Raw genomic sequence first — 21,917 nt, 5'->3', positions numbered from 1 at the left:
AATAACAAGCTCAACAGGTGTATGAAAATCAGAGCAATCATTCATCCGGCAGAAGAAGGCGGTTATTGGGCAGAGGTTCCCGCATTTTCTGGTTGTATCACCGAAGGTGACACGATGGAGGAGGTAATGGCAAATTTAAAGGATGCTATTGAAGGGTGGCTTGATGTTGCCAATAGTCACAATGCCATTGATTCAACCGATCAAGTTGTTGAAATTGCAGTATGAAATTGATTTCTGACAAGTGGCTATGCAAGATTGTTGAGCAAAAGGGCTGGGTTTTGCAAAGAATTACGGGTAGCCACCACATCTACGCAAACCTTAAATCAAATCAAATTCGGTCAATTCTTGTTCACCGCAATCAAGATTTAAAAAGAGGAACTTTAAGAGCCTCAATGAAAATAGCTCAGTTATCTGAGGAAGATCTACTTTAAGTGTAAGTTGTCATGGTGTCTTAACTCTAAATCGTTGCTCCTTGCGGGTTTGTCAACTGGTTTGTGTCAAGCATGATTCGTCAAGTAGAAAATCGCTCTTCAAAAGCGAACACAAATCGATTCAAAGCGGCCTTCCAATCCTTTTTTTAGAAATGTTTTGGAATGCAAGATACACGAATTTGAGCGCCGACTCGTCAGTGGGAAAGGTGCGGTGGTTGTTCAAGACTGTTCGCCGTGTCATGTTGAGTGATTCAATCGCATTGGTGGTATAGATCGTAAGGATTTCAACTGGAAAGGCAAGCAACCCGATGAGGCGCTGCCAATGAGCCATCCAAGACTTGCTAATAATTGGATACGGCTTGTCCCATTTCTCGGCAAATGTCATCAATTGTTGTTCTGCCTCGGCTTCGGTGCTAGAGGTGTAGATCAGCTTGAGGTCAGCCGCTGAGTGCTTGATAAACTCCTAACCAAGTTATCACTCGACTATGAGATTTGCCATGTTGGTTGTGTCGTAACGGAGATGCCACGTAAACAATGCCTTCGCGCAGTTCGGCTTTCCTGATGTAGGATGCAGCCGCATAACGTCGCTCGAATTCAGGGCGAGTCAGGCGATCGCCACTTTCAAGCGGTGGAAGTGTATTGTGTTGTGTATGAGTAGATTGGCTCACCGAATGCGTAACCATTGTTCAATCCTCGGAGTTGCCAGCTAAGATTTACTCTAGCCAATCTCAGTTTATTTCAGTTGACGCTACTATCTCGCTTTCTCGCGTTAAATCAACTTGACTGCACGTAGACCAAATAGTAATCCTACCGCAAGGGCAAAAAAAGCACCCAACATGACGATGTAAGCGATAACTCCAAGCATTTTTCTGTTCCCGTTCAAGAGTTTTCCCAGTACACTGGGTATTAAAAAATATTAAAGCATATACTGCATGACAAGTGGCATCACCCACAAGGGACTTACTTACCGTTGTGAATACGATAAAATAACAGCGCAATGCTGCTGCTTTGGTAATGGGTTTTATTAATGCACACGATTCGGCTAAGTTTACCGCAACAAGCTTATGATATTGTGATCGCACCTGGCGGAATCGCCAAGCTAGGGGAATTGATGTCGGGCTTGAATCTAGGTAAAAAAGTCTTGTTGGTTTCCAATTCCACGGTGTTCCAGCATTATGGCGGTCGCGCAATCGTATCCCTCGAAAATGCTGGCTTTGAGGTCAGCAGTTGCAACTTACCCGACGGCGAACAATACAAAACACTCACCTCAGTCGAAAAACTCTACAATACAGCTTTAGAAAACCGCCTAGAACGCTCTTCAACGATGGTTGCTTTGGGTGGTGGTGTCATTGGTGATATGACAGGTTTTGCGGCGGCTACGTGGCTGCGCGGTATCAATTTTGTGCAAGTTCCAACGACACTGCTAGCAATGGTAGATGCAGCGATCGGTGGGAAAACTGGCGTGAATCATCCGCAGGGCAAGAATTTAATTGGTGCGTTTTATCAACCTAAGTTAGTACTAATTGATCCGCAGGTACTACAAACATTACCCGAACGCGAGTTTCGGGCGGGAATGGCGGAAGTCATTAAGTATGGCGTGATTTGGGATGCAGAATTATTCGCGCAAATGGAAGCGTGCGATCGCTTAGATCACTTTCAGTATTTAAGCGAAAACTTGTTACAAGAAATTCTGATGCGATCGTGTCAAGCCAAAGTCGATGTGGTGAGTAAAGACGAAAAAGAAGCTGGATTACGCGCAATCCTCAATTATGGACATACAATTGGTCATGCAGTCGAAAGTTTAACAGGGTATCGTGTTGTCAATCACGGCGAGGCGGTGGCGATTGGAATGGTAGCTGCCGGACAACTAGCTGTTAATCTGGGTTTATGGGAGCAAGCATCGCAAGATCGTCAGTTGGCATTGATTCAAAAAACGGGGCTACCGACCAAGTTACCAACGGGAATTGATCGTGATGCGATCGTGGATGCCTTGCAAACTGATAAGAAAGTTAAAGCAGGTAAAGTGCGATTTGTCTTACCAACACAGATGGGTGTCGTGAAAGTAACCGATCAAGTTTCTTCACAAGCTATTTATCAAGTCTTGCAACGAATGTATATTTAAGGAACTTTTGTGATACATTCTGCTTTTATGATTCTCAAACCTTGAGTTTCAAAAACTGAACAACGCTCCGCAAGTTTTGCCATAGCAGGCACTATTCCTTGCTTAAACCTTGCTTCTGCCATTGCTGCTGCTGGTTGATATTGGCTAATCCAGAGATTATTCTTGACTTCCCACGCACCGCGATCGCTAGGTAAATAAGGCGAGAGTAGGCGATCGCGATTTACCACAAAAAAATCTACATTATATTTTTGAATAAAGCTTAACAACTGCTCGCGATTGGGGCTGTATTGAGCATTGATCAAGTCAAGAAGTCGCTGCCGAATCTGGTTGTAGTATCCTGTATGGTAAGGAATAGCAAATTCCCTTGCTACTAGTACAGAGCGATTGGTAAACGCTGGTAGATTACTTGCTTCGCGTTCTAGCGAGGCGATCATGGTATCTTTTGGTTGCTGGGCAAAAAAAGCATACAATTCAGGAAACTTCCCCACTTGATAACCCGTATCTGGAAAGTTAAAGTCTTTACTCAATAAAAGCACTGGGTATGAAATTAAACCTATTGCTAAAATTGCGGCAAGGAAAATTGTGCCAAAGCTTTGTTTACTCGTTGTGTTGCTTCTTGCTACCAAAATTGTGTCTATGAGTATTAGTAAAAAAACTCCCGTAGCAACAGCTATTATCTGTCGTAAGCTAAATGTTGTGTAAAATACAAGCAAAACTCCCAGAAGTACTGTTAGCGAGGCGGCTACCATGCTTTTTCTGAGAATGCTTTGCTGCGCGCGTAGCTTGACACGAAATGCTGCATCTAATAATACAGTGAGCGCAATTCCAGCAGCAATTGCTGTTAGCATTCTTAAACTCGGTTGCGTGTAGCGACTAGGTAAATAAAGCTTAAACAGCAAAAGGTGTGCTGCTAAAAATAAGCTTAGCGATACTAAAGCTGTTTGCGGCAAGATGATGACGGCGCTGGTAATCTCTTTAACAAGGGGAAAACTAACATGGTATCGCCATAACAACGGTAACAGTAAGCCAACACAAAGCAGTAAGGGAAAATAGTTATAGGGTAAACCTCGCCATTCTCCAGGGAAAAACCCACTACGGCTGGCAAACAGCCAAAACTCTCTTCGATTTGCAATAAAAAAACTGGTGCGCCCCTCAGCAGAAAATTCTGGCATTGCTTGCGCTTGTGTGAGTGTAAATGTCTGCCCGAATTCGGAGGGAGTTAAGATATAAGGTAACATCACCAATACAGCTAATCCTAACCCAATACCACACAATAGATAATTTTTCCGATTTTGTGACAAACTTAATTTTCCATTTTCCCAACTCAGGATTCGTAAAAACAAGATACCAGCTACAATCAGGATAAATGAGGGGTAGAATAGTCCGATTAAAAGAACAGTAGCTAGACAAGGCAGGAGCGATCGCCGTAGCAAATAGTATAAAAATGCTAGAAATAGAGGATATGCAAAAGCTCGTGCTGTACCAGTAGCTAAGTCATCCTTCAACCACAGATTTTGATTGAGGATCAATGTTGCCAGAAATCCGGCGGTGGGCACAGGCAATATTTGCATACTAACTCCAAAGCAGTATGCTGTAGCTACCAAACCGAGCAAAACTGGCACAATCTTACTCACAACCACTGGATCGATACCTGCAATTGCAAAAGCTCTGTAAAAAGCTGTATATCCTGGTGGTGCTACTGATAAATAGTAATCAGCAATGAAATCATTGGGAAACAACGATGAGTCCAAAAATCGCCGCATCCAGACGACGTGTTGTCTAGCATCATCTTGTACAACGTAGTTACTTCCAAAAGCTTCATCGAGCGACAGAAAACTGAATAGTAAAGCAAAAGTTATGCTTAGAGTAAACCAAAATATAAATTGACGGCTGGAAGTTTTAGTCGTTGGAGCCGTGAGAAATTTGTGCACGCCTGTCATGAGCATAGCAGAAAAATTACACTAATCGCAGTTGCTTGGGAGCGAACGTGCTCAAAATGATGTTTACTTTGCTGAGGCAATACATTCGGCTTGCATTACAACTAACCCTTGAGACTCAAACACCGAACAGCGATCAACCAACTTTGCTAAAGCCGGAACTAAGCCTTGTTCGAGTCTAGCTCTAATTGCTTGAATTTCGGGCTGAAACTGTCTTTGACTCAACCACCGATGGCGTACTAAATATTCAGGCGTAAACGCGGCGCGATCTACTAACCACAAATCAACTCCATACTTTTGAATTAGATTCTCTGCGTCTGTCAAGTTTTGACTATACTGCGCGCGAACTAGATCAGTAGCCCGTTGACTAAATTCACGCTGGTATCCTACATGATAAGGAATAGCAAGTTCCCGACTCGCGAGGACTGATCGCTGCGAAAATGTTGGTAAATTATCAGTTTCTTCTGTGAGCGATGCAATCAAAGTATCTTTTGGTTGCTGCTTGAAAAACTCATACAGTTGTGGTACATTACCCGTAACATAACCAGGGCTAGGGAATTCTTGTCCAGTCACTCGCAAAAAACTAGGATATAAAATTAGAACTGCGCCAACTAATGCGGTTGCACCTAGTGTTAAGAATTTCCGTACTGTTTGTTGTTCTGCCCAACGAAACAGTGCGTCTAGAATTAATATTAATGAAATTCCTGTGGCGATCGCTAACACAATCCGCAAGCTATGTTGCGTGTAGCGGCTAGGAAGATAAAGCTTAAATAACACTGCGTGCGCAGCGAAGAACATAAAAAATGAAACTAGTACAATGTCGAGTAAAACTCGCACCTGCTTAACGTACTTAACTAAAGCAAATGGACGGGGAAATAGTAGCAGACTAGGTAACAAAAAACCGAGCCAAATTGGTGGCGAAAGGAAAAACGGCTGTATTGATGCTCTCCAAGTCGGTTGACACCACTCATCAGGTAAAAAACCGCTACGCCTACCACAAATCCAATACCTCCAAAGCCCACTCGCAAAAAATTGCGTGCGCCCTCCAGGTAAAAAATCAGGTAATGCTCTTGCTTGGGCTTCACTAATCGTAGGACCAAACGGCGACGACTCGAACACGTATGGTAACATCACTAAAAAAGCAACTACCAAGCCTGCTGCACAAAAGAGATAATCGTTGCGATTTCGAGATAAACGAGGACGCGATCGCTCGTAGCAGACTAACTGTAAAATTAAGACTCCGGCAGAGATCAGTAAAGTTTGCGGATAAAATAAACCTTGCAGTGCGATCGCCACTAATGTTGGTAGCCATGAACGTCGTAGAAAGTAATATAAAAATGCTAAAAACAATGGATACAAAAAAGCTCTCGCTGTCGCCGAGCCTAAATCTTCTTTGAGCCAAATGGTTTGATTAAGCAGTAATGAAGCCACAAATCCTGCTGCAGGTACGGGAAGGATTTCTAGACACACACCAAAACAGTATCCAGTAGTAACTAGCCCTAGCACGATTGGCAAAACTTTACTCAAAAACAGCGGATTAATCCCCACACTCGCTATAATTTGATAGAGCGCAGTGTATGCTTGCGGCGCAACCGACTGAAAATAATCGGCAATAAAATCGTTAGGAAACAACTCAGGATCGAAAAACCGCTGCATCCAAAACACGTGCTGTCGCGCATCATCCTGCACCACGTACTCACTGCTAAACGCTTGCTGAAGTCCTAAAATTCCATAAATCAATGCAAACGTCATACTCAGGCTAAACCAGAACATTACCTGACGGTTGAATGTTCTAGCCACAGGAGTCGTGAGCTGTAAATATTTGTTTAACATGGCAGGTGTCATGTGCGTTTGTCGAGCATGTCAGCTAGTAGGGCGAACATCATCATTTGGGTAGCAGTCACAAAGAGAATCAACGTTCTCTCAGTTAAGTCACGACGAATAAATAGATCTTCAAATAATGTAATGAAAAAGCCAGCAAAGAAAACACTAGCAATTGGTAAAAATACGCGCAAAGGAGCAAAATACACTCCTGTACGCAAAATAAGTTGAATAAACCGCAACGTATCGCGAATTGGCTTAATTTTGCTCTTACCAACTCGATGATGAAAATCTATCGGCTCAAAATGGACAATATAATTATTTGTTAGCATTGCCACAGTAATCGTGGTTGTGAAGCTGAATGTGTTAGGGAGAATATTTAAATACTTTTCCGCGATACTCTTACGAAACACCCGTAGCCCACTGTTAAGATCTGGAATGCGATGCCTTGTTATCCATTGTGCGAAGTGTACAAGAAACCATTTTGGAATTCTACGGATACGCGAATAGCGCACATTTGCACCAATTCTCGCGCCCACAACCATATCTGCTTGAGTTGCCAATCTCACTAATTCGGGAATTCGTTCGTTAGGATATGTACCATCCGCATCAGTGATGACAATTAACGGATACTTGGCGTGTCTAATTCCTGTTTTAAGCGCTGCGCCATAGCCTCGGTTGCGGCGATGATGAATCACAGTAACATCAGTGCGCGCAAGTAAAATCTTACGCGTGTTATCAGTAGAACCATCATTAACAGCAATAATCTCGTAGATGCAATCAGTTACTTGCAGCGTCTGCTGTAGATGATCGAGCGTTGATGTAATCCCATCTTCTTCATTATAAACGGGAAGAACTAGTGAAAATGGTGGGCACTCAAGTGGTGATGACTTCAAGTCTGATGGGTAGGCGTCTTCATTCAGTAGCTTTTCCCGCATAAAATTTTGTAACCGAATTATGTGAAATATTGGAAAATCGGAAACGAAGACTATGAAATGTTAGGGTACAGCGAAGACGTTGCGTATGATTAATAAAATTATGAGTTTTCGAGTATTTTGTCAACGCTGGTTAATTTAGAGTAATTAATAAATTATTTACGAAATTGCTGAGTTACTCTAGCAAGGGTATAACGTGGATGGATTCGCATTGCCCACAATATATGCGAAACCGCAGCAGCAGTTTGACCTGTTTCATAAGATTTGCGCGCGTGTTCGTAGACAAAATGCGCAAACATTTTGGGATGAGCTTTAAATAGCGATTCATGTTTGTGAATTAAGGTATTAAAGTTTTTTTGACGTAATGATGGATTACGCGAGACTCGTGGACTGGAATGAGAAAACAATCGATAGGTAACAACAGGTACACCAAGTAGTGAACAAACTTGATTAAGTCTTAAAAATAATTCGGTATGCACGCGTGAGGAGAAAGATTCATCAAATCCACCAAGTCCTAAAAGTACCTCGCGTTCTACAACCAATGTCTGTTTAGTGAAAAATGATTGTCCTGGTGCAATGGGTTCTAAGCAAAAATGCTTTCCTTTTGCGAGTGTGGGCGGTAAGCGGGTATCGGTAACTCTACCATCCGCGTTGACAACTTCTATGCCGGATAGCACTCCTACCGGTTTCGGTAAATCTGTTTTTTCAACCGCTGCAAGTGAGACAGCAACAAGGTGCGGTAGCATTTCGTCGTCGTCATCAACAAAAGTAATCCATTGTCCGCGAGCAGCTTTAATACCAGCGTTACGAGCTGCGGCTCCGCCTTGATTGACTACTTGACGAAGAATTCGTAGTCGCGGGTGTTCTGGTAATGACACAGGCTGCGGCGAAGCGTCATCGACAACAACCACCTCGAAATCTTCTACCGTTTGCTCTAAGGCACTTTTGACAGCGCGTGGTAACAAGTGGGGTCTGTTGTACGTAGGAATAATAATACTAACTAGCGGATTGCGCATTGTTTCAAGTTGCAACTGCCTACTTCTTTATGACTTTCCAAGTTCGAGGTTGATAAAATAAACACCTACTGATAGTTTTGTCGGCTTGAACAGTAAATCGAAAAGATTCGACAATATCAAATGAACATACACCGCTTCTAATGTAGATTTTTGCACTATACACGCCAGGTATCAAACAACAATACGGCATTTGTATTTGTATCTCTGTCGAACCTGGAGCAATTGTTAAAATCTCGTTGTCACTAGCGGAAGTTAGATATAAGACGCGATCGCTTTCGCCAGATAAAGATGTTACTAGAATGCCAACGTTGGCGTTATCGATGTACTTGTGAGCGAAGCATTCTACGCATAGACTTGTAGGTTCTCCGGACATGGGAGTATCTAAGATATTTCCTTGCTCATCTTTAAAACAAACTGAGATAATATCTAACCCAAAACTTTCTTCAGGAGATTTTTTAGGCAAAATCAGTGGTCCTGTTGCCTTTTCCATACCACTGAGACACAGGTCTTCTTCATATTTGCGTACAACTGCTTCGGTTTCTCCTGAAGTTATTAATTGCCCTTTGGCTAAATAGATTGCTGTATTACAAATATTTAGGATACTATGCGAGTTGTGCGAAACTAATACAAAAGCTGTTCCGTTCTCGCGCAATTTTGCGAGCTTCCGGTGGCATTTCATTTTAAACTTAATATCGCCTACTGCTAGCACTTCATCGATTAGCAAAATATCTGGGTCTGTGTGAACGGCACACGCAAAACCTAGCCGTGCTGCCATACCAGAACTGTAATTTTGTACTGGAGCGTCAATTGCATCCCAAATCTCTGCAAAGTCTACAACTTCATCAAATTTTGCTTTAATCTCTTTTGTAGACAAACCCAAAATCGACATGTTGGCATAAATATTTTCTCGTCCTGTCAAAATCGGATTAAAGCCAGCACCTAAGGCGATTAATGGTGCTAATCTTCCTCGAATTTTGACTGAACCTGTATCAGGGTTAATCAAGCCACTAATAATCCGCAAAAGCGTACTTTTCCCCGCACCATTTGAGCCAACTAAGCCTAAAGCTTCACCACGTCGCAGTTGAAAACTGACGTTTTTTAATGCCCAAAATTCTTGCGATCGCAAACGAGTACTTGTTCGCTTTCTTCCTAATAACTCTGTTGTAATATCCTGAACGCCATAGAGTAAAGATCGCCTCAAGTTGCGGCAAAACTTTTTAGAGAGCCTCTCTACGCTGATCACTACCTCGCTATCTTCAGGCTCAACTGTAATCTCTCTGTCGCTCAATTCAGTTGTCATTAAGAGCTTATCCTTTCAATCACAAAAGGCATAGATACGCGGAATGCTATCCATGCTAGCAATAATCCGATAAAAGCAAAGAGACTTGCAACCCAAAATCCGTAAGGATCGGAAACAACTCCGGTTGTTGCTAATTCTCGCGTTGTCACTAATAGGGGCGTGACAGGATTAAGATTGACGAGCAGCCCAAAAGTTCCTTGACTAGGCACTGGAAACACGACTGGTGTGATAAATAGCCAAAACCCTGTTATCATCGTTACTCCTTTGGAAACATCTTGATACAAAGCGCCGAGTGGAGCTAGCAATATACCGAAGAATGTTCCTAGCATAACTAAATGAACCAGTCCGACAACCGCCAAAATCACCGTCCATCCGACTGAAATCTGAAACCAGAGAAACAAAGCGACAAGCAGTAAAAGTTTAATACTAAAGTTAAAGAAAACTTCTCCCACTTTTGCTAAAACGATTGCCTCGCGAGGAAAATTGACTCGTGCTAGCATCGGCTTAGCTACTGTTACAGCTTGTACAGGACCATTCAAGGCTTCTACAAACGTTTGCCATAACGCTGTGCTAAACATCACATAAGCAGGATAAGGTAGATCTGTCTTACCCACGTTGATGACGTTAGCGTCACTTGCTAGTGTAAATCCTGCTGCCATAACGATTGGTGGTAAAAAAGCCCAAGCAATGCCAAGAAAAGACTGACGGTACTGTGCGGTTATATTGCGTACCATCAATCGCCAAGCTAATTCCCGCGAAGCTAGTAAGTCGTACCCCATCTGCTTAAATAACTGAATTGGATGTCGCAGTTTACTGTGTGGCGTATAAATGACTTCAGGCGGTATTCGTCGTAGGCTAGAATTTTTCAAAATCTGTCCTCTGATGCACCGTTAAACTGTGGTTGGGGACTTTTGTTGTTGTAATTGGGGTGTTTGATGCTGCGTCAGAGGTTGCTTTCGGGCATAGCGATCAGTAAGATATTTGTTGAGTGCTTTGTCCACATTAACAAGCAGATTCTCTACTTTCTTACTTGGGCGCTTCAGCACCATTTTACTGATTTTTTGGCTGAATGGCTTGATAATCGTCATTTTTCGCCGCCAGCCTAAACCGCTATAGCGATTTTTAAAGTACTCGTCTTCGGTAAGGTTCCACTTATCGCGTAAGCGGTGTAAACTTGCAAGTTCCCATGCATCACTCCACCGCAGCATATAGAAGGGCATATCGGTTAATTCTAGCGGTGGTCCTGGTACGTAAGTAACGAGCGAATCTGGTTCTAAGTAAACATTTCCACCCGCTTCCATCACAGTCATACAGAAGTCTACATGTTCTTTAGTATTTAACAGCGCTTCGTCGAGCATGCCTATTGTTTCAAAGATCGCTGTACGTACCATCATGCAATGAAACTCAGCAAGTCCGGTTTGCTGTCTTTGCAGTTGCGGACGAACATCAGCGACTTTGCGCCCTTGCTTGTATATTTTTTCAATAATCCGGCGGCGCGGGCGATCACCTTTCGTCTCTATTTTGACTCCTGATTCTCCACCTGCACAATGCACTTCTTCATGAACTGGTTCGCCTTGGCAGATCAGCGGACTCACAACAGTTGCGTTTGTTTCTTCAGCACACTTTACGAGTTGTCGCAGCCAACCTGGAGTAACAACGACATCGTTATCGATAAAAACGACATATTCCGTGTTTACTTGGGCTAATCCTAAATTTCGGGCTTTATTAGGCGAGAGATAGTGTTCGGTGCGAATGAGTTGAAACTGCTTTTCTTGCGCTTTTTCTTCTAGATAACGCTTGATTTTCGCTGGCGAGCCGCCATCAACGTAGACCAACTTAAAGGGTATCTGCGTGTTTTCATAGATACTCTCTAATGAAGCTTGCGTGCAGCTAAAACGCTCGCGTGGTGACACAACAATCGTAACTTGTGGTTTTGACATTGCCGAAAACTCCCTTCTATAGTTTTTTGTAGTTTCAAATATTTGTATATTTTTGTAAAGATGAGCGCGGTCACGAATAACCGGAGAAAAATGCTTACAGTTGTACTAAGCTAATAAGTCATATCTGTATTACTCGCTACACTACTTGCCACTACTTGAGGACTCATACGCACAAAACCTTGCGTTAGCAATTGTTGGTAAATTTCTACTAGTTCATCGTTGAGTTTATAGAGATCGTAACCTGCTTCTACTTGCGCGCGCGCCGCTCGTGTAACAAAATCCCAAATTTGCGGATTGTCAAGAAGATAACTTATCTTCTCCGCGATCGCGTCGGCATCGCGCTCTGGTACTAAAAATCCTGAAACGTTATCTTGAATAAGTTCAGGAATTCCGCCATGATACGTAGAAACCACAGGTAATCCGATTGCCATTGCTTCTTTTAATACATTCACTGGAGCATCTTGATCGCCACTTTTGGCGGTTACACTTGGAGCGATAAATATATGCGATTTTTTCAGAACCTCAATAATTTCTTCTTGATCTTTCCACCCCAGCAGCTTGACTGTATCATTGACACCCAATTCTGTAATAAGTTGCTGCAATTGTTGCTTAAGTGGTCCATCACCGATAATTTTGTATTCAATATTAGGCTTTAATTTAACTAGCTTAGCGATCGCCCGAATGGCATATTCTATGCCTTTCTTTTCAACTAGGCGTCCACTCGTTACAATTTGAACTGGAGTAGAGATATTTAATGTAGGAGGGTTAAAAATAAATCGCTCACAGTCTAGCCCTGAGCGATGTACCATAACTTTATTTTCTGGACAACCTAGCTTGAGTAGGCGCTGTCGAAAATACTCGCAGTTTGTCATAAAGAAATCACCTACATTAAATAGTTGACTATACACACCATCGCCATACTGCTGAATAAATTCGCTAATATCAAAACCACGAAAGGAAACTACTAACTTACCTTGCAGTAAACCAAATTTTCGCAGCGACATTGCTTCGAGTCCACACAAACCAAACTGGCAATGGACAATATCATATTGATTAGGTTTATCTAATAGTGGAATTACTTTATACAAAAGTCTTAAGGACAAAGCGTTCCGGCGATAGCGAAAAATATTGAGCGCCTCTAACCAAATCTTTGGACTTTTACCTAACTTCGTTGCTAGCAACCCAAATCCTTTGAGAACTCGCCATAAAAAATTCTTAGGTAAATCTGGAACACAGTAGTAATACGTTTGAGCTAATAATTGATATTTTTCAACATCTGGATGTACTTTCGACGCTTGGATTTCTGAGCCTTTGAGTGCATAAATATCAACTGAATGACCTCGATCAATCAATCCAGTGATTTGATTAAGAATAAACGTTTGTGATAATTCAGGAAAGCCTAAAACAACGAAGGCTATTTTCATACTGGCTCAACCGTTTACATTTGTATGAGTAACGTCGTACTCACTTATTTGCTAGCCAACATAACTTACTTAGTTGTATTTTATCTACAGCTTGAGTTTATCAATTTTTTTTTCTAAGTTTATGAGAAGTTTTTCATTTTTTGCGAAAGATTATCTAGATTTCTCTTGTTAACTCACGTTGAATAAGCACAACCAATAGTGTTGTTTTTATTACATTTTACCTATACATGCGTTTACAGTAATATCAACAATATCAATATACAGTTATATTTTTGACTAAGCAACAAATTTGTTTTTTGATAACCAAGTTACAAACTAGGTTCTTCTGCAACCCAACCCAGCGAGGAGTTATAGCGAACTTCAAAATGCAAATGCGGCTCGGTTGATGTAGGTTCTCCTGTTGTTCCTACAGTTCCAAGCGCTTGTCCTAATTGTACTGATTGCCCCGTAGTGACATTAATTTTTTGTAAATGGGCGTAGCGAGTTTGACGTCCTCCCACGTGGTTGACAACAACGAGATTACCATAACTGCCTTGTTCGCCGGCAAAAGCCACGGTTCCAGCAGCAACGGCTTGCACTGAAGTTCCTGTAGGTGCTAATAAATCCACACCGCTGTGAAAGACAACTTCATTTGTATTTGGGTTAATTTGCCAACCATAGCCCATCGCTACCGTTGCTTTGGTTGGTAAAGGATATCCTGTCAGTACGCTACTTGCACTTGTGTTAGGGGCTTCCGGCGACCAATTGACACCAGGAACAAAGACAAATTGCGATACAGGTTGACAGCCATTAGCTTCAAACAAAACATCAGCGCGAACTTTGTACTTTGTGGCGATTTGCTGCCAAGATTGGTTGAGTGGAACTTCGACTTGAATTCCATTGGACGGTGGAATGATGATTTCACTACCAACAGTGAGTTGTCCTGTGCGCAGCGTGGGATTGAAACCGATGAGAGTGGCAGCAATTAGATTGTATTTTTGGGCGATCGCTTCTAGAGTTTCGCCAGGCGCTACTTTGTGACGAGTTAGCCGCGATAACGCAGGTTGAGGACAACCGCTAGCCGCCGTTGAAGTGTTATTAGGTGCAGAATAGGCGGGAGCGAAGAGAATTAATAAGCCCACAGGTAGTGCCGTTAACAGTGTCGAGTAGCGTAAAGTCATCATACTGGTGCAAGGTAAACGCGCTCGTTAAGATTGTCATGAAGAGCGAACGAGATCTCTACCTAGTATCTATTATCTTTTTGCGCACTGCCAAAAAGAAAAAGCACATCTCGAAATTGCTGAATTTGTTGACTAAACTTAGAAGTTAGCATCTACTTGCTGTGTATAGGCGGAAGGAGTATGAGTTTATCGTTCAAAAATTTGACGGCGGCGGTGATTTTGCTTGTGATAGGAGGTGGGGCTGGGTGGTGGAGTAGTCGCTACTTCTCAGGTCAGCACTCGCTAGAAGATTTAACTACAGTTCCAGTTGTAGTGCCACCTGTATCAGGACTGGTAATTCCGGAAGCAACAAATAGCACAACCCGCAACGATGACCGCAACTTTATCGCCTCAGCAGTAGAAAAAGTAGGACCTGCGGTTGTTCGCATTAATGCGACGCGCAAAGTCGCCAACCGACTTCCCGAAGCTTTCAATAATCCACTGTTCCGCAGATTCTTTGGTTCAGATCAAGAAATTCCCGAAGAACGCACTGAGCGCGGTACAGGTTCAGGTTTTATCCTCAGCCAAGATGGTCGCGTCTTAACCAACGCTCACGTTGTTGCTGAAACAGATACCGTACAAGTTACGCTCAAAGATGGTCGAAGTTTTGAGGGCAAAGTTGTTGGAGTAGATACAGTTACAGATGTTGCAGTTGTTAAAATTAAAGCGAATAATTTGCCCGTCGTCAAGTTAGGCAACTCACGCAACTTATCTCCAGGACAATGGGCGATCGCGATCGGTAATCCGCTAGGATTAGATAATACTGTCACCGTCGGAATTATTAGCGCGACAGACCGCTCTAGCGCTCAAGTAGGTGTTCCCGACAAACGCGTTAACTTCATTCAAACCGATGCTGCAATCAATCCTGGCAACTCAGGTGGTCCGTTGTTGAACGCTGAGGGTGAAGTGATAGGCGTCAACACGGCAATTCGCTCAGATGCACAGGGACTAGGTTTTGCAATTCCGATTGATACCGCAGCGAGAATTGCAAATAAACTGTTTACGAAAGGACGCGTCGAACATCCTTTCTTAGGCATCCAAATGATCGACCTCACTGCTACTGCTAAAGAAGAAGTCAATCAAGAAACGAATTTAAATGTACAGCAAGAGCAGGGTGTATTAATCGTGCGCGTTATTAGAAGATCTCCCTCATATCGTGCTGGTCTACGTGAAGGCGATATCATTCAAAAGATTGATGGTAGACAGATTCGTAAAGCCGCTGAAGTTCAAGAGCGCGTTGAATCTAGCAATGTAGGTGCGGTGCTAAATCTAGAAATAAACCGCAACGGCAAAATTAAAACTGTTCAAGTAACGCCAGAAGCTTTTCCTATGAACGAACTTGGTTAGAAGTTCCAACTGCTTGTGCAATTTCTAATTATTGCTCCCCAGTAGAATCACGCGGTAAAGAAACAGAATCTGCCAAATCATCAAGATGCATTCGCTGTTCCATCTGACGCAGAAAATAACCTGTCATCATTGCCGAGGCAAGCAATCCGGCTAAGTTATCGCGGTCTGTAGAAATTTTCACGTTAAAATTCTCAGAAGGAAGCATACCAACTAATCCTTGGACATTCTGAGAAATAATTTCTTTTATTTCTGGACTAACCGAGCGAGCTACGTGCGCTAAAATCTCCGGTGATTGACGTTGCAGATAGTTTAATAATGGATTTACTTGCGACTCTTCTTGAGAATCATCACTGAAAAAGTCAGGATCAAAGACCATGGGCAGTTATGTTTAGCTGTGCTAATATCTAATGTAACTCATTGTAATAGATAGCACTTCTTGCCTTAAAGTAGTTACTAATACACAGCGGTATGACATCCTGTAGAGCAGTTAATCTTTGAAACAAATCGTCTATGCTTGCTCTTCTGGTAAAGGTAATTGCGCATCATCAGTACTTAGTAGATGTGGCAATTGTTCAAGCTGAAAGTATTGATAAAACTTATCAGTGACATCGAGTAAAAAAGAGCGACCGTCTACAGGGCGGCGTTTGCGCACAAAACCTTGTTCTACGAGTTCCTGAACATGTTGATATGCTCCTGAACCACGTAAGGTGACGAGTTCGGTTTGGGTAATGGGATTCCGCAGGGCGATCGCCGCTAAAGTGCGCAAAGCGCCGACACCAAGTTCGACCGGAATCAGCGTTTGCACTAGTTCTTGAAAACTCGACCGTAGTTGTAAGCTGTACGTACCTGAGACGGTTTCGACGACCTCTAAGGCGCTATCACGATGCGCATAGTCATCGATCAGTTCCATCAGTCCCTCCTCAACGGTGTAGCGATCGCATCCGGCATACTCAGCTAATTGTGCGATCGACAGTGGCTGACCCTTAAGATATAAAATTGCTTCAATCTTATTTGCTAAACGCATTAACTAGAGGTCAGAGGTCATGGGCTAGAGTTAGGGTAGGGACAAAGAGCACGAGGATCGTAATTGGTGAACAAAATTCATTTGACGATTCTTCCTCTGCTCTTTGTTTCTCCAAATTTTATTGCGGTTGTACTAAATTTTCTGCACCGCGAATCACTTTAGCAGAGATTATTTTATCTCCTTCTTTGAGTTGTTCTAGCACTTCCTTGCCTTCGGTCAAATAGCCAAACACCGCATAGCGACCATCTAATAGATTACGCCCTGCGGGAGTCAGTTCAGGTTCAAACAAGAAGAAGAAAAATTGTGAGGAACCACCATTATTGTCGAACTCTGGGCGTGCCATCGCCACAGCACCGTAGGCGGAGAATGGTAATACAGGTTCTTCGCGATAGCGACCCGCTTGCTCTAAAGTGATGCCATACGTAGGAACCGGATCGCCTTTGACAAGAACTTCCAAAGGAATGCTGCGGTACTTTCCTGTTTTTGGGTCGATGAATCCTTGTTCTGGACCTGGTGGATCTCCGGTTTGGAGAACATAAGAATCTTCGGCGCGAATAAACTCTAAACCATCATAAAAACCTCGTTGTACCAAATCGACAAAATTACCCGCCGTGACTGGAGCGCTATATCCATCTACAACAACTGTCAGATTACCTTTGTTTGTTTCCATTTCTACAGTGGCACGACCTTTGAGTTGCGGTAAGTCACTATACTCGGCGGGAACTTCGTAAGGAAACCCTTGTACCATTAACTCTTCAAGCGTACTGACTAGGTTCAGAACTTTAGCCCGTCCTATCCAAACTTGCTCCTTATCCTTTGAATCAGCCGCTTGTCGCAAATCGTTGATACCAGCTTGTAGTTCATCGATGAGGGCTTCTGCTTGTGGTTTTTGCTCGTCGGGAATGCTTTTGAGTAATTCATCGTGACGCGAGGTTAAAACGCGAGAAGCTTGAGAAATATCTTTAGAAATCGCACCCCAACGCCGATTGGCTCGCAGTTGGGTAGCAATATCTTCTAAATTTGCTTGCAAATCCCGCACAGCTTGATTATCAATCGGTAGCGAGTAGCGTAATAGCGCTTTGCCATCAGTGATCGCATTTCCTGCTGGTAACGCCGCATTGCTGGCGGGAGTCCACCCAGCAACACTTGTGCTGAAAAACATCGCGATTAGCAGTAATAGTATGGTGCTTTTTTTCCACCAGTAGTTCAAATTTGTCATGAGATAGCTCAGATGCGGCATGAATATAAGTTAGGCAAATAGGCTACCTGGGATTTATGTTTTTACCCTTCACCTATTGCTTGTCTGCCTGACAGTTGCAATTGACGAGGTATCAACTCATTCATAATCTTGCCACAGTGCCGTTCACTTCCAAGTTCAAATTTTATAAAAGAACGTAATGAGGGGTGAGTAACTAGAGAAAATTGTGTATTATTTCTCCTCTGCCCACGCCAGTTTGCTCAACGGAGGACACCTCCGCACGCAACTGGCTCCTCTGCACCTCAGATCTCCTCTGCCTTTTATCTTTTGACCCCTTCTATAGCACCACGCTGTAGAGGTACAATGAGATGCCAATTGTCTTGCGCAAATATATTGCTTCATGATTTCCAGTAATGATTTTCGACCTGGCGTCACGATTGTTTTAGATGGCTCCGTATGGCGCGTGGTAGAGTTCCTCCACGTCAAACCAGGCAAGGGTTCTGCGTTTGTTCGAACTAAGCTAAAAAATGTCCAAAGTGGCAGCGTTGTAGAGCGAACGTTTCGTGCTGGGGAAACTGTCCCCCAAGCAAATCTAGAAAAAAGTACGATGCAGCATACTTATAAAGACGGTGAGGAATTCGTCTTTATGGACATGGAAACCTACGAGGAAAGTAGGTTGAATGCTAACCAAATAGGCGATCGCGTTAAATATCTTAAAGATGGCATGGAAGTCAATGTCATCCGTTGGGGCGATCAAGTGCTTGAAGTCGAATTACCGAACTCGGTCGTGCTAGAAATCGTCCAAACTGATCCTGGCGTACGCGGAGATACAGCGACTGGTGGAACAAAACCCGCCGTTGTCGAAACTGGCGCAACCGTGATGGTGCCTTTATTTATTTCACAAGGCGAACGCATCCGGATCGATACGCGCAACGATACTTATCTAGGTCGAGAATAGACACGCGATCGCGCACTGCGCATCACACGTAGCCAATAGCTAATAAATGGGGTCAGACAAACTGTGCCACTTGATTTTAATGAACTCCGGCAACTTATAGCCACCATCGCTCAAACTGACATTGCAGAACTCACGCTCAAAAGTGACGAGTTTGAATTAACAGTACGTAAGGCTGTTGGCATAATAGGCAATGCATCGCTACCTGGTTCAAGTTCGCTACCAGGAGAGATGGTAGGTTTAGAATCGCCTTCGTTGGCTCCATCTACAACGGTATCCGCACCAGCTAATCGCTCAGATGTTGCGCGGGGTGACGTGGCTACGAGCGGATTTGGTGCTGGGCAAGCTCCTGCACCGCCACCAAAAGACCAGAAATTACTTGAGGTGATTTCTCCGATGGTAGGAACATTTTATCGCGCTCCTTCCCCTGGCGAACCTTCATTTGTCGATGTGGGCGATCGCGTCAGAAGCGGTCAAACAGTCTGTATTATTGAGGCGATGAAGCTGATGAACGAAATCGAAGCTGAAGTTTCTGGACGAGTGGTGGAAATTCTCGTGCAAAACGGCGAACCTGTTGAATACGGTCAACCTTTGATGCGTCTTAGCCCAGATTGATGATGTACGCTATTGCTCATCGAGTGATTATTGCTAAAATTTAGCAGTTCTCTTAGGTTAAATTTAATGAAGTCAGCGAAGCCTGTACCGCCAGAAATTGTGCAACAAGTAGCTGATTACTTCAGCCTGCTTGGCGAACCGATGCGGCTGCGCCTACTGCATTTGCTCAGCGATGGTGAAAAATGCGTGCAAGAATTGGTAGAGGCAACGCAAACGAGTCAAGCAAATGTTTCTAAACATTTAAAAATTATGTGGCAAGCGGGAATTCTCAGTCGCCGCAGTTGCGGAACCTCGGCGTATTACCGTGTAGAGGATGATTCAATTTTTGAATTATGTAACGTAGTATACGATCGTCTTGCCCATCGCATTCAACAACAAGCCAATTCGTTTCGGGTGTTGAATAGCAATCATCAGTAGATGAGTGGCGATCGCCTAACATTGATTTACTTTGGAGTTGCTCGTTTGGCAAAGCAAGCGAGCAGTAGGGATTAGATAATCATGATTTACGCAACCATTTTTTGCAAATGGTACAAGTGATTAGTAGTTAACTGTTATGTCGCGAATTGCGCGCTGTTGGTCGCTAACGACTTAATACATGACAACCAACTACTAACGACCGCCAACAACGGTTTAATCGCGAGAATTTATCCGATTGCGACTTAGAGTTGAAAATTCGCATTGAAACTTTGCCTGGTTAGTGGTTGGTTTAGCTCGATGCCTTCACCACCTAAATATTCTAATTTTTGACCTTCGACATCAATCCATACTTGAGCATTGGGATCGAGGGTTGTTGCTGTATAAACAACTTGTGCCAAACGACCACTCATCGAAGCGCTACCACCGCCACTCGTAAACTCTGACGACAAATCAACATGAATTCCATCGTTTTGAACCCTGACGCTGCGTAGCTTCGTTCCAGGAGGAATTGTGCTGCCGACAGAATCATTTGTAGGTCCAGCTAAGAGTTGCTCGAACGCAGTTTGTAAGACGACATTCGGCTGGTCGGAGTTGACTGTAAACGAGGTTGGTACAACTTCTACACTCGTACCAGTATCTCGTAACCAATAAACTTGCGCGGTTTGATTAATCCCTGGCTGAACTGATGGATTCGTTGATGGTGAATTAGGCGTTGTAATCGCCTGCTGTGAGTTAGGAATTTGTGCTGAACGAAACGCCCACCAAGTACCAGCACCACCCGCCGCGAGAACACCTGCTACTATGCCAGCAATTACACCAGCAGGAACGCGTTTAGCTCTTTGTTGTGTCATGGGAAAACCCTCCAAAAGAATTATATTAGTCGTGGTGTCAGGAGAACAGCAAAAAATTCAAATTAAAGTGGATCGAGGATGAACACTGTGACTTTATTTAGGCTATAGCTGTTTCAATATACGCGAAGATGTTTCCACGCGGATAAAAGCCGCAATTTCTAATTTTTGCCGACTTACATTCAATTGTAAAATTCTGGCTTGAATTCCGGCACTTTGTAAACTGCGCAGATCAAGCTGCTGCGAAAAATTTGCGGCGATCGCATTTAAGATTTGCTCTGGTACTTTCTCCTCATTGACCAAAACGACTGGCGCAATTAGCTGAACTTGTCTTTCAGAAATAACACCTAACCCTGACTCTATCGTAATTCTTAATGATTCAACACCATCTTGCGTAAGTTCCACCTGAAAACGTATCCGATTATTTGCTAAGAATTGTATCCGAGGCTGCGAGAAATTGAATTGTTGCACCTGCTGAGCGCGTCTACTGAGCTCGCTAATCGTGATGTTCAGTAATCGACGAGCGATCGCGTCAGATTGTAGCGCTCGATTAACATCTTGCTCGGTTAAGACCAAGCGCACTCCAGCTTGTAATGGCTGCTGGAGTTGAAGCTTTCCACTTAAACTATCCGTATCAAAATCAACCGCATCTGTTTCTATTTCTAAAACAGCAAGACGAATATTTTGTTTTAGGTCGAGCGCACGTCCAGCAATGCGCACGCGCTGTACCTTACCTTGCAGCAACTGATGCGTCGGAACGTTGTCAACGCGTACCCGTAGTGTTTCTACATGGGCAAACTGAGAACGAATCGAGTTTTCGGCAATACGTTCGACTACAACGCCAACAGGTGAGAGCAATCCTAGCAAGCTAGCTAGAAGAATCGTTAGTAGTTCCATAACAGGAGTAATTTCCTGTACCTCGACTTATACATTCTGATCCTCGCTTTCATAATGTAATCTAGGCATTGCTCACCTTACATCAAATTCAGTCAATTGGATAGTAAGATGTAGAAGAGGTCAAAAGTTAATTTAGAACAATCAAAAATTGAACCAAATTTACCATTGTTTTGATAACTACTCGTTTTTAAGTGACAAATTGAGCTTGGACTTGTATCTTTCAACAAAATCTTTTAAGTTGACATAAAGCTTTTTTGCATTTACGCTGAAATATAGTGGTAAGCTATGGCTTTATCACATTAATTCATACTGACTGAGGAGATTTAAGAGATGGAAGTTCCTGGTAGTAGTAGTATCCCTACACTCCAAGAATTTATTTTGGTCAATGTAGTCCCAGCTAAGTGTCTTGCTGTAGTTGCTGAGCGATCGCTACGGTGAACGCGTTATTTGCTCTTGTATAGAGTACGGGTTCATCTCTGGTCGCCAGTAGA

General features: G+C 43.2%; 24 protein-coding genes. 7 read left to right on the top strand and 17 right to left on the bottom strand.

The annotated features are described in order from the left end of the window. Positions 1-21 precede the first annotated feature (21 nt). On the top strand, positions 22-225 hold the full coding sequence (locus tag NIES1031_RS05575; protein ID WP_073548505.1) for a type II toxin-antitoxin system HicB family antitoxin: 204 nt from the start codon (positions 22-24) through the stop codon (positions 223-225). Then, positions 222-431: a type II toxin-antitoxin system HicA family toxin gene (locus NIES1031_RS05570; protein ID WP_073548504.1), complete on the top strand. Its 210-nt coding sequence runs from the start codon at positions 222-224 to the stop codon at positions 429-431. The genes NIES1031_RS05575 and NIES1031_RS05570 overlap by 4 nt, the downstream gene beginning before the upstream one ends. Before the next feature lie 121 nt (positions 432-552). On the opposite strand, the gene NIES1031_RS05565 is transcribed toward NIES1031_RS05570, so the two are convergent. The 3 genes from NIES1031_RS05565 to petL all read right to left on the bottom strand — a co-directional run bounded on the left by NIES1031_RS05565 (position 553) and on the right by petL (position 1,296). Beyond that, positions 553-816, bottom strand: coding sequence for a transposase (locus tag NIES1031_RS05565; protein ID WP_236738731.1), 264 nt, complete (start codon positions 814-816; stop codon positions 553-555). 52 nt (positions 817-868) lie between these two features. After that, positions 869-1,114, bottom strand: a complete 246-nt coding sequence (locus NIES1031_RS05560; protein WP_218596679.1) for a hypothetical protein — start codon at positions 1,112-1,114, stop codon at positions 869-871. An 86-nt stretch (positions 1,115-1,200) separates the two neighbouring features. After that, positions 1,201-1,296 (bottom strand): cytochrome b6-f complex subunit PetL, encoded by a 96-nt coding sequence (gene petL / locus NIES1031_RS05555; protein ID WP_073548502.1) that lies wholly within the window; start codon positions 1,294-1,296, stop codon positions 1,201-1,203. A gap of 162 nt (positions 1,297-1,458) precedes the next feature. On the opposite strand from petL, the gene aroB reads away from it, so the two are divergent. After that, positions 1,459-2,553, top strand: coding sequence for a 3-dehydroquinate synthase (aroB, locus tag NIES1031_RS05550; protein WP_073548501.1), 1,095 nt, complete (start codon positions 1,459-1,461; stop codon positions 2,551-2,553). On the opposite strand, the gene NIES1031_RS05545 is transcribed toward aroB, so the two are convergent. The 9 genes from NIES1031_RS05545 to NIES1031_RS05505 all read right to left on the bottom strand — a co-directional run bounded on the left by NIES1031_RS05545 (position 2,550) and on the right by NIES1031_RS05505 (position 14,089). After that, entirely contained in the window at positions 2,550-4,493 is a 1,944-nt protein-coding gene (locus NIES1031_RS05545; protein ID WP_073548500.1) for a hypothetical protein, read from the bottom strand. The two genes, aroB and NIES1031_RS05545, sit on opposite strands and share 4 nt — an antisense overlap. A gap of 63 nt (positions 4,494-4,556) precedes the next feature. Then, a complete protein-coding gene (locus tag NIES1031_RS05540; RefSeq protein ID WP_236738730.1) occupies positions 4,557-6,290 on the bottom strand; it encodes a hypothetical protein in 1,734 nt (577 codons plus the stop codon). A 41-nt stretch (positions 6,291-6,331) separates the two neighbouring features. Continuing rightward, a complete protein-coding gene (locus NIES1031_RS05535; RefSeq protein WP_073548499.1) occupies positions 6,332-7,249 on the bottom strand; it encodes a glycosyltransferase family 2 protein in 918 nt (305 codons plus the stop codon). Positions 7,250-7,401: 152 nt separating this feature from the next. Then, positions 7,402-8,262: a glycosyltransferase family 2 protein gene (locus tag NIES1031_RS05530; protein WP_073548498.1), complete on the bottom strand. Its 861-nt coding sequence runs from the start codon at positions 8,260-8,262 to the stop codon at positions 7,402-7,404. Positions 8,263-8,281: 19 nt separating this feature from the next. After that, positions 8,282-9,562, bottom strand: a complete 1,281-nt coding sequence (locus NIES1031_RS05525) for an ABC transporter ATP-binding protein (RefSeq protein ID WP_073548497.1) — start codon at positions 9,560-9,562, stop codon at positions 8,282-8,284. Continuing rightward, on the bottom strand, positions 9,562-10,431 hold the full coding sequence (locus tag NIES1031_RS05520) for an ABC transporter permease (RefSeq protein WP_236738729.1): 870 nt from the start codon (positions 10,429-10,431) through the stop codon (positions 9,562-9,564). Before NIES1031_RS05520 ends, NIES1031_RS05525 begins: the two co-directional genes overlap by 1 nt. A 21-nt stretch (positions 10,432-10,452) precedes the next feature. Then, entirely contained in the window at positions 10,453-11,502 is a 1,050-nt protein-coding gene (locus NIES1031_RS05515; protein WP_073548496.1) for a glycosyltransferase family 2 protein, read from the bottom strand. Positions 11,503-11,612: 110 nt separating this feature from the next. After that, positions 11,613-12,926: a glycosyltransferase gene (locus tag NIES1031_RS05510; protein WP_073548495.1), complete on the bottom strand. Its 1,314-nt coding sequence runs from the start codon at positions 12,924-12,926 to the stop codon at positions 11,613-11,615. A gap of 308 nt (positions 12,927-13,234) precedes the next feature. Continuing rightward, complete coding sequence (locus NIES1031_RS05505) at positions 13,235-14,089, bottom strand: peptidoglycan DD-metalloendopeptidase family protein (RefSeq protein ID WP_143167713.1); 855 nt, start codon at positions 14,087-14,089, stop codon at positions 13,235-13,237. Positions 14,090-14,266: 177 nt separating this feature from the next. On the opposite strand from NIES1031_RS05505, the gene NIES1031_RS05500 reads away from it, so the two are divergent. Beyond that, a complete protein-coding gene (locus NIES1031_RS05500) occupies positions 14,267-15,472 on the top strand; it encodes an HhoA/HhoB/HtrA family serine endopeptidase (protein ID WP_073548493.1) in 1,206 nt (401 codons plus the stop codon). Positions 15,473-15,500: 28 nt separating this feature from the next. On the opposite strand, the gene NIES1031_RS05495 is transcribed toward NIES1031_RS05500, so the two are convergent. The 3 genes from NIES1031_RS05495 to NIES1031_RS05485 all read right to left on the bottom strand — a co-directional run bounded on the left by NIES1031_RS05495 (position 15,501) and on the right by NIES1031_RS05485 (position 17,715). After that, positions 15,501-15,848 (bottom strand): DUF760 domain-containing protein, encoded by a 348-nt coding sequence (locus NIES1031_RS05495; RefSeq protein ID WP_073548492.1) that lies wholly within the window; start codon positions 15,846-15,848, stop codon positions 15,501-15,503. Positions 15,849-15,980: 132 nt separating this feature from the next. After that, a complete protein-coding gene (gene scpB / locus NIES1031_RS05490) occupies positions 15,981-16,496 on the bottom strand; it encodes an SMC-Scp complex subunit ScpB (RefSeq protein ID WP_073548491.1) in 516 nt (171 codons plus the stop codon). A gap of 118 nt (positions 16,497-16,614) precedes the next feature. Further along, complete coding sequence (locus NIES1031_RS05485) at positions 16,615-17,715, bottom strand: peptidylprolyl isomerase (RefSeq protein ID WP_143167712.1); 1,101 nt, start codon at positions 17,713-17,715, stop codon at positions 16,615-16,617. Between the two features lie 379 nt (positions 17,716-18,094). On the opposite strand from NIES1031_RS05485, the gene efp reads away from it, so the two are divergent. The 3 genes from efp (at position 18,095) to NIES1031_RS05470 (ending at position 19,681) form a co-directional block, all read left to right on the top strand. Then, positions 18,095-18,652 carry an elongation factor P gene (gene efp, locus NIES1031_RS05480; protein ID WP_073548489.1) on the top strand — a complete coding sequence of 186 codons (558 nt, stop codon included), beginning with the start codon at positions 18,095-18,097 and terminating at the stop codon, positions 18,650-18,652. A gap of 63 nt (positions 18,653-18,715) precedes the next feature. Then, positions 18,716-19,264, top strand: a complete 549-nt coding sequence (gene accB, locus NIES1031_RS05475; protein ID WP_073548488.1) for an acetyl-CoA carboxylase biotin carboxyl carrier protein — start codon at positions 18,716-18,718, stop codon at positions 19,262-19,264. A gap of 66 nt (positions 19,265-19,330) precedes the next feature. Continuing rightward, entirely contained in the window at positions 19,331-19,681 is a 351-nt protein-coding gene (locus NIES1031_RS05470) for an ArsR/SmtB family transcription factor (protein WP_073548487.1), read from the top strand. 242 nt (positions 19,682-19,923) lie between these two features. Here the strand turns inward: NIES1031_RS05470 and NIES1031_RS05465 are convergent, their stop codons facing one another. Then, positions 19,924-20,532, bottom strand: a complete 609-nt coding sequence (locus NIES1031_RS05465; RefSeq protein ID WP_073548486.1) for a GerMN domain-containing protein — start codon at positions 20,530-20,532, stop codon at positions 19,924-19,926. Between the two features lie 102 nt (positions 20,533-20,634). Next, the gene (locus NIES1031_RS05460; protein WP_073548485.1) at positions 20,635-21,426 is read right to left on the bottom strand and encodes an LmeA family phospholipid-binding protein; all 792 of its coding nucleotides are present in this window, start codon (positions 21,424-21,426) and stop codon (positions 20,635-20,637) included. Between the last annotated feature and the right edge of the window lie 491 nt (positions 21,427-21,917).

Source organism: Chroogloeocystis siderophila 5.2 s.c.1, from assembly GCF_001904655.1.
Taxonomy (GTDB): domain Bacteria; phylum Cyanobacteriota; class Cyanobacteriia; order Cyanobacteriales; family Chroococcidiopsidaceae; genus Chroogloeocystis; species Chroogloeocystis siderophila.
The sequence above is the reverse complement of the archived record's forward strand: the minus strand, read 5'-3'. Positions and strand labels throughout refer to the sequence as shown.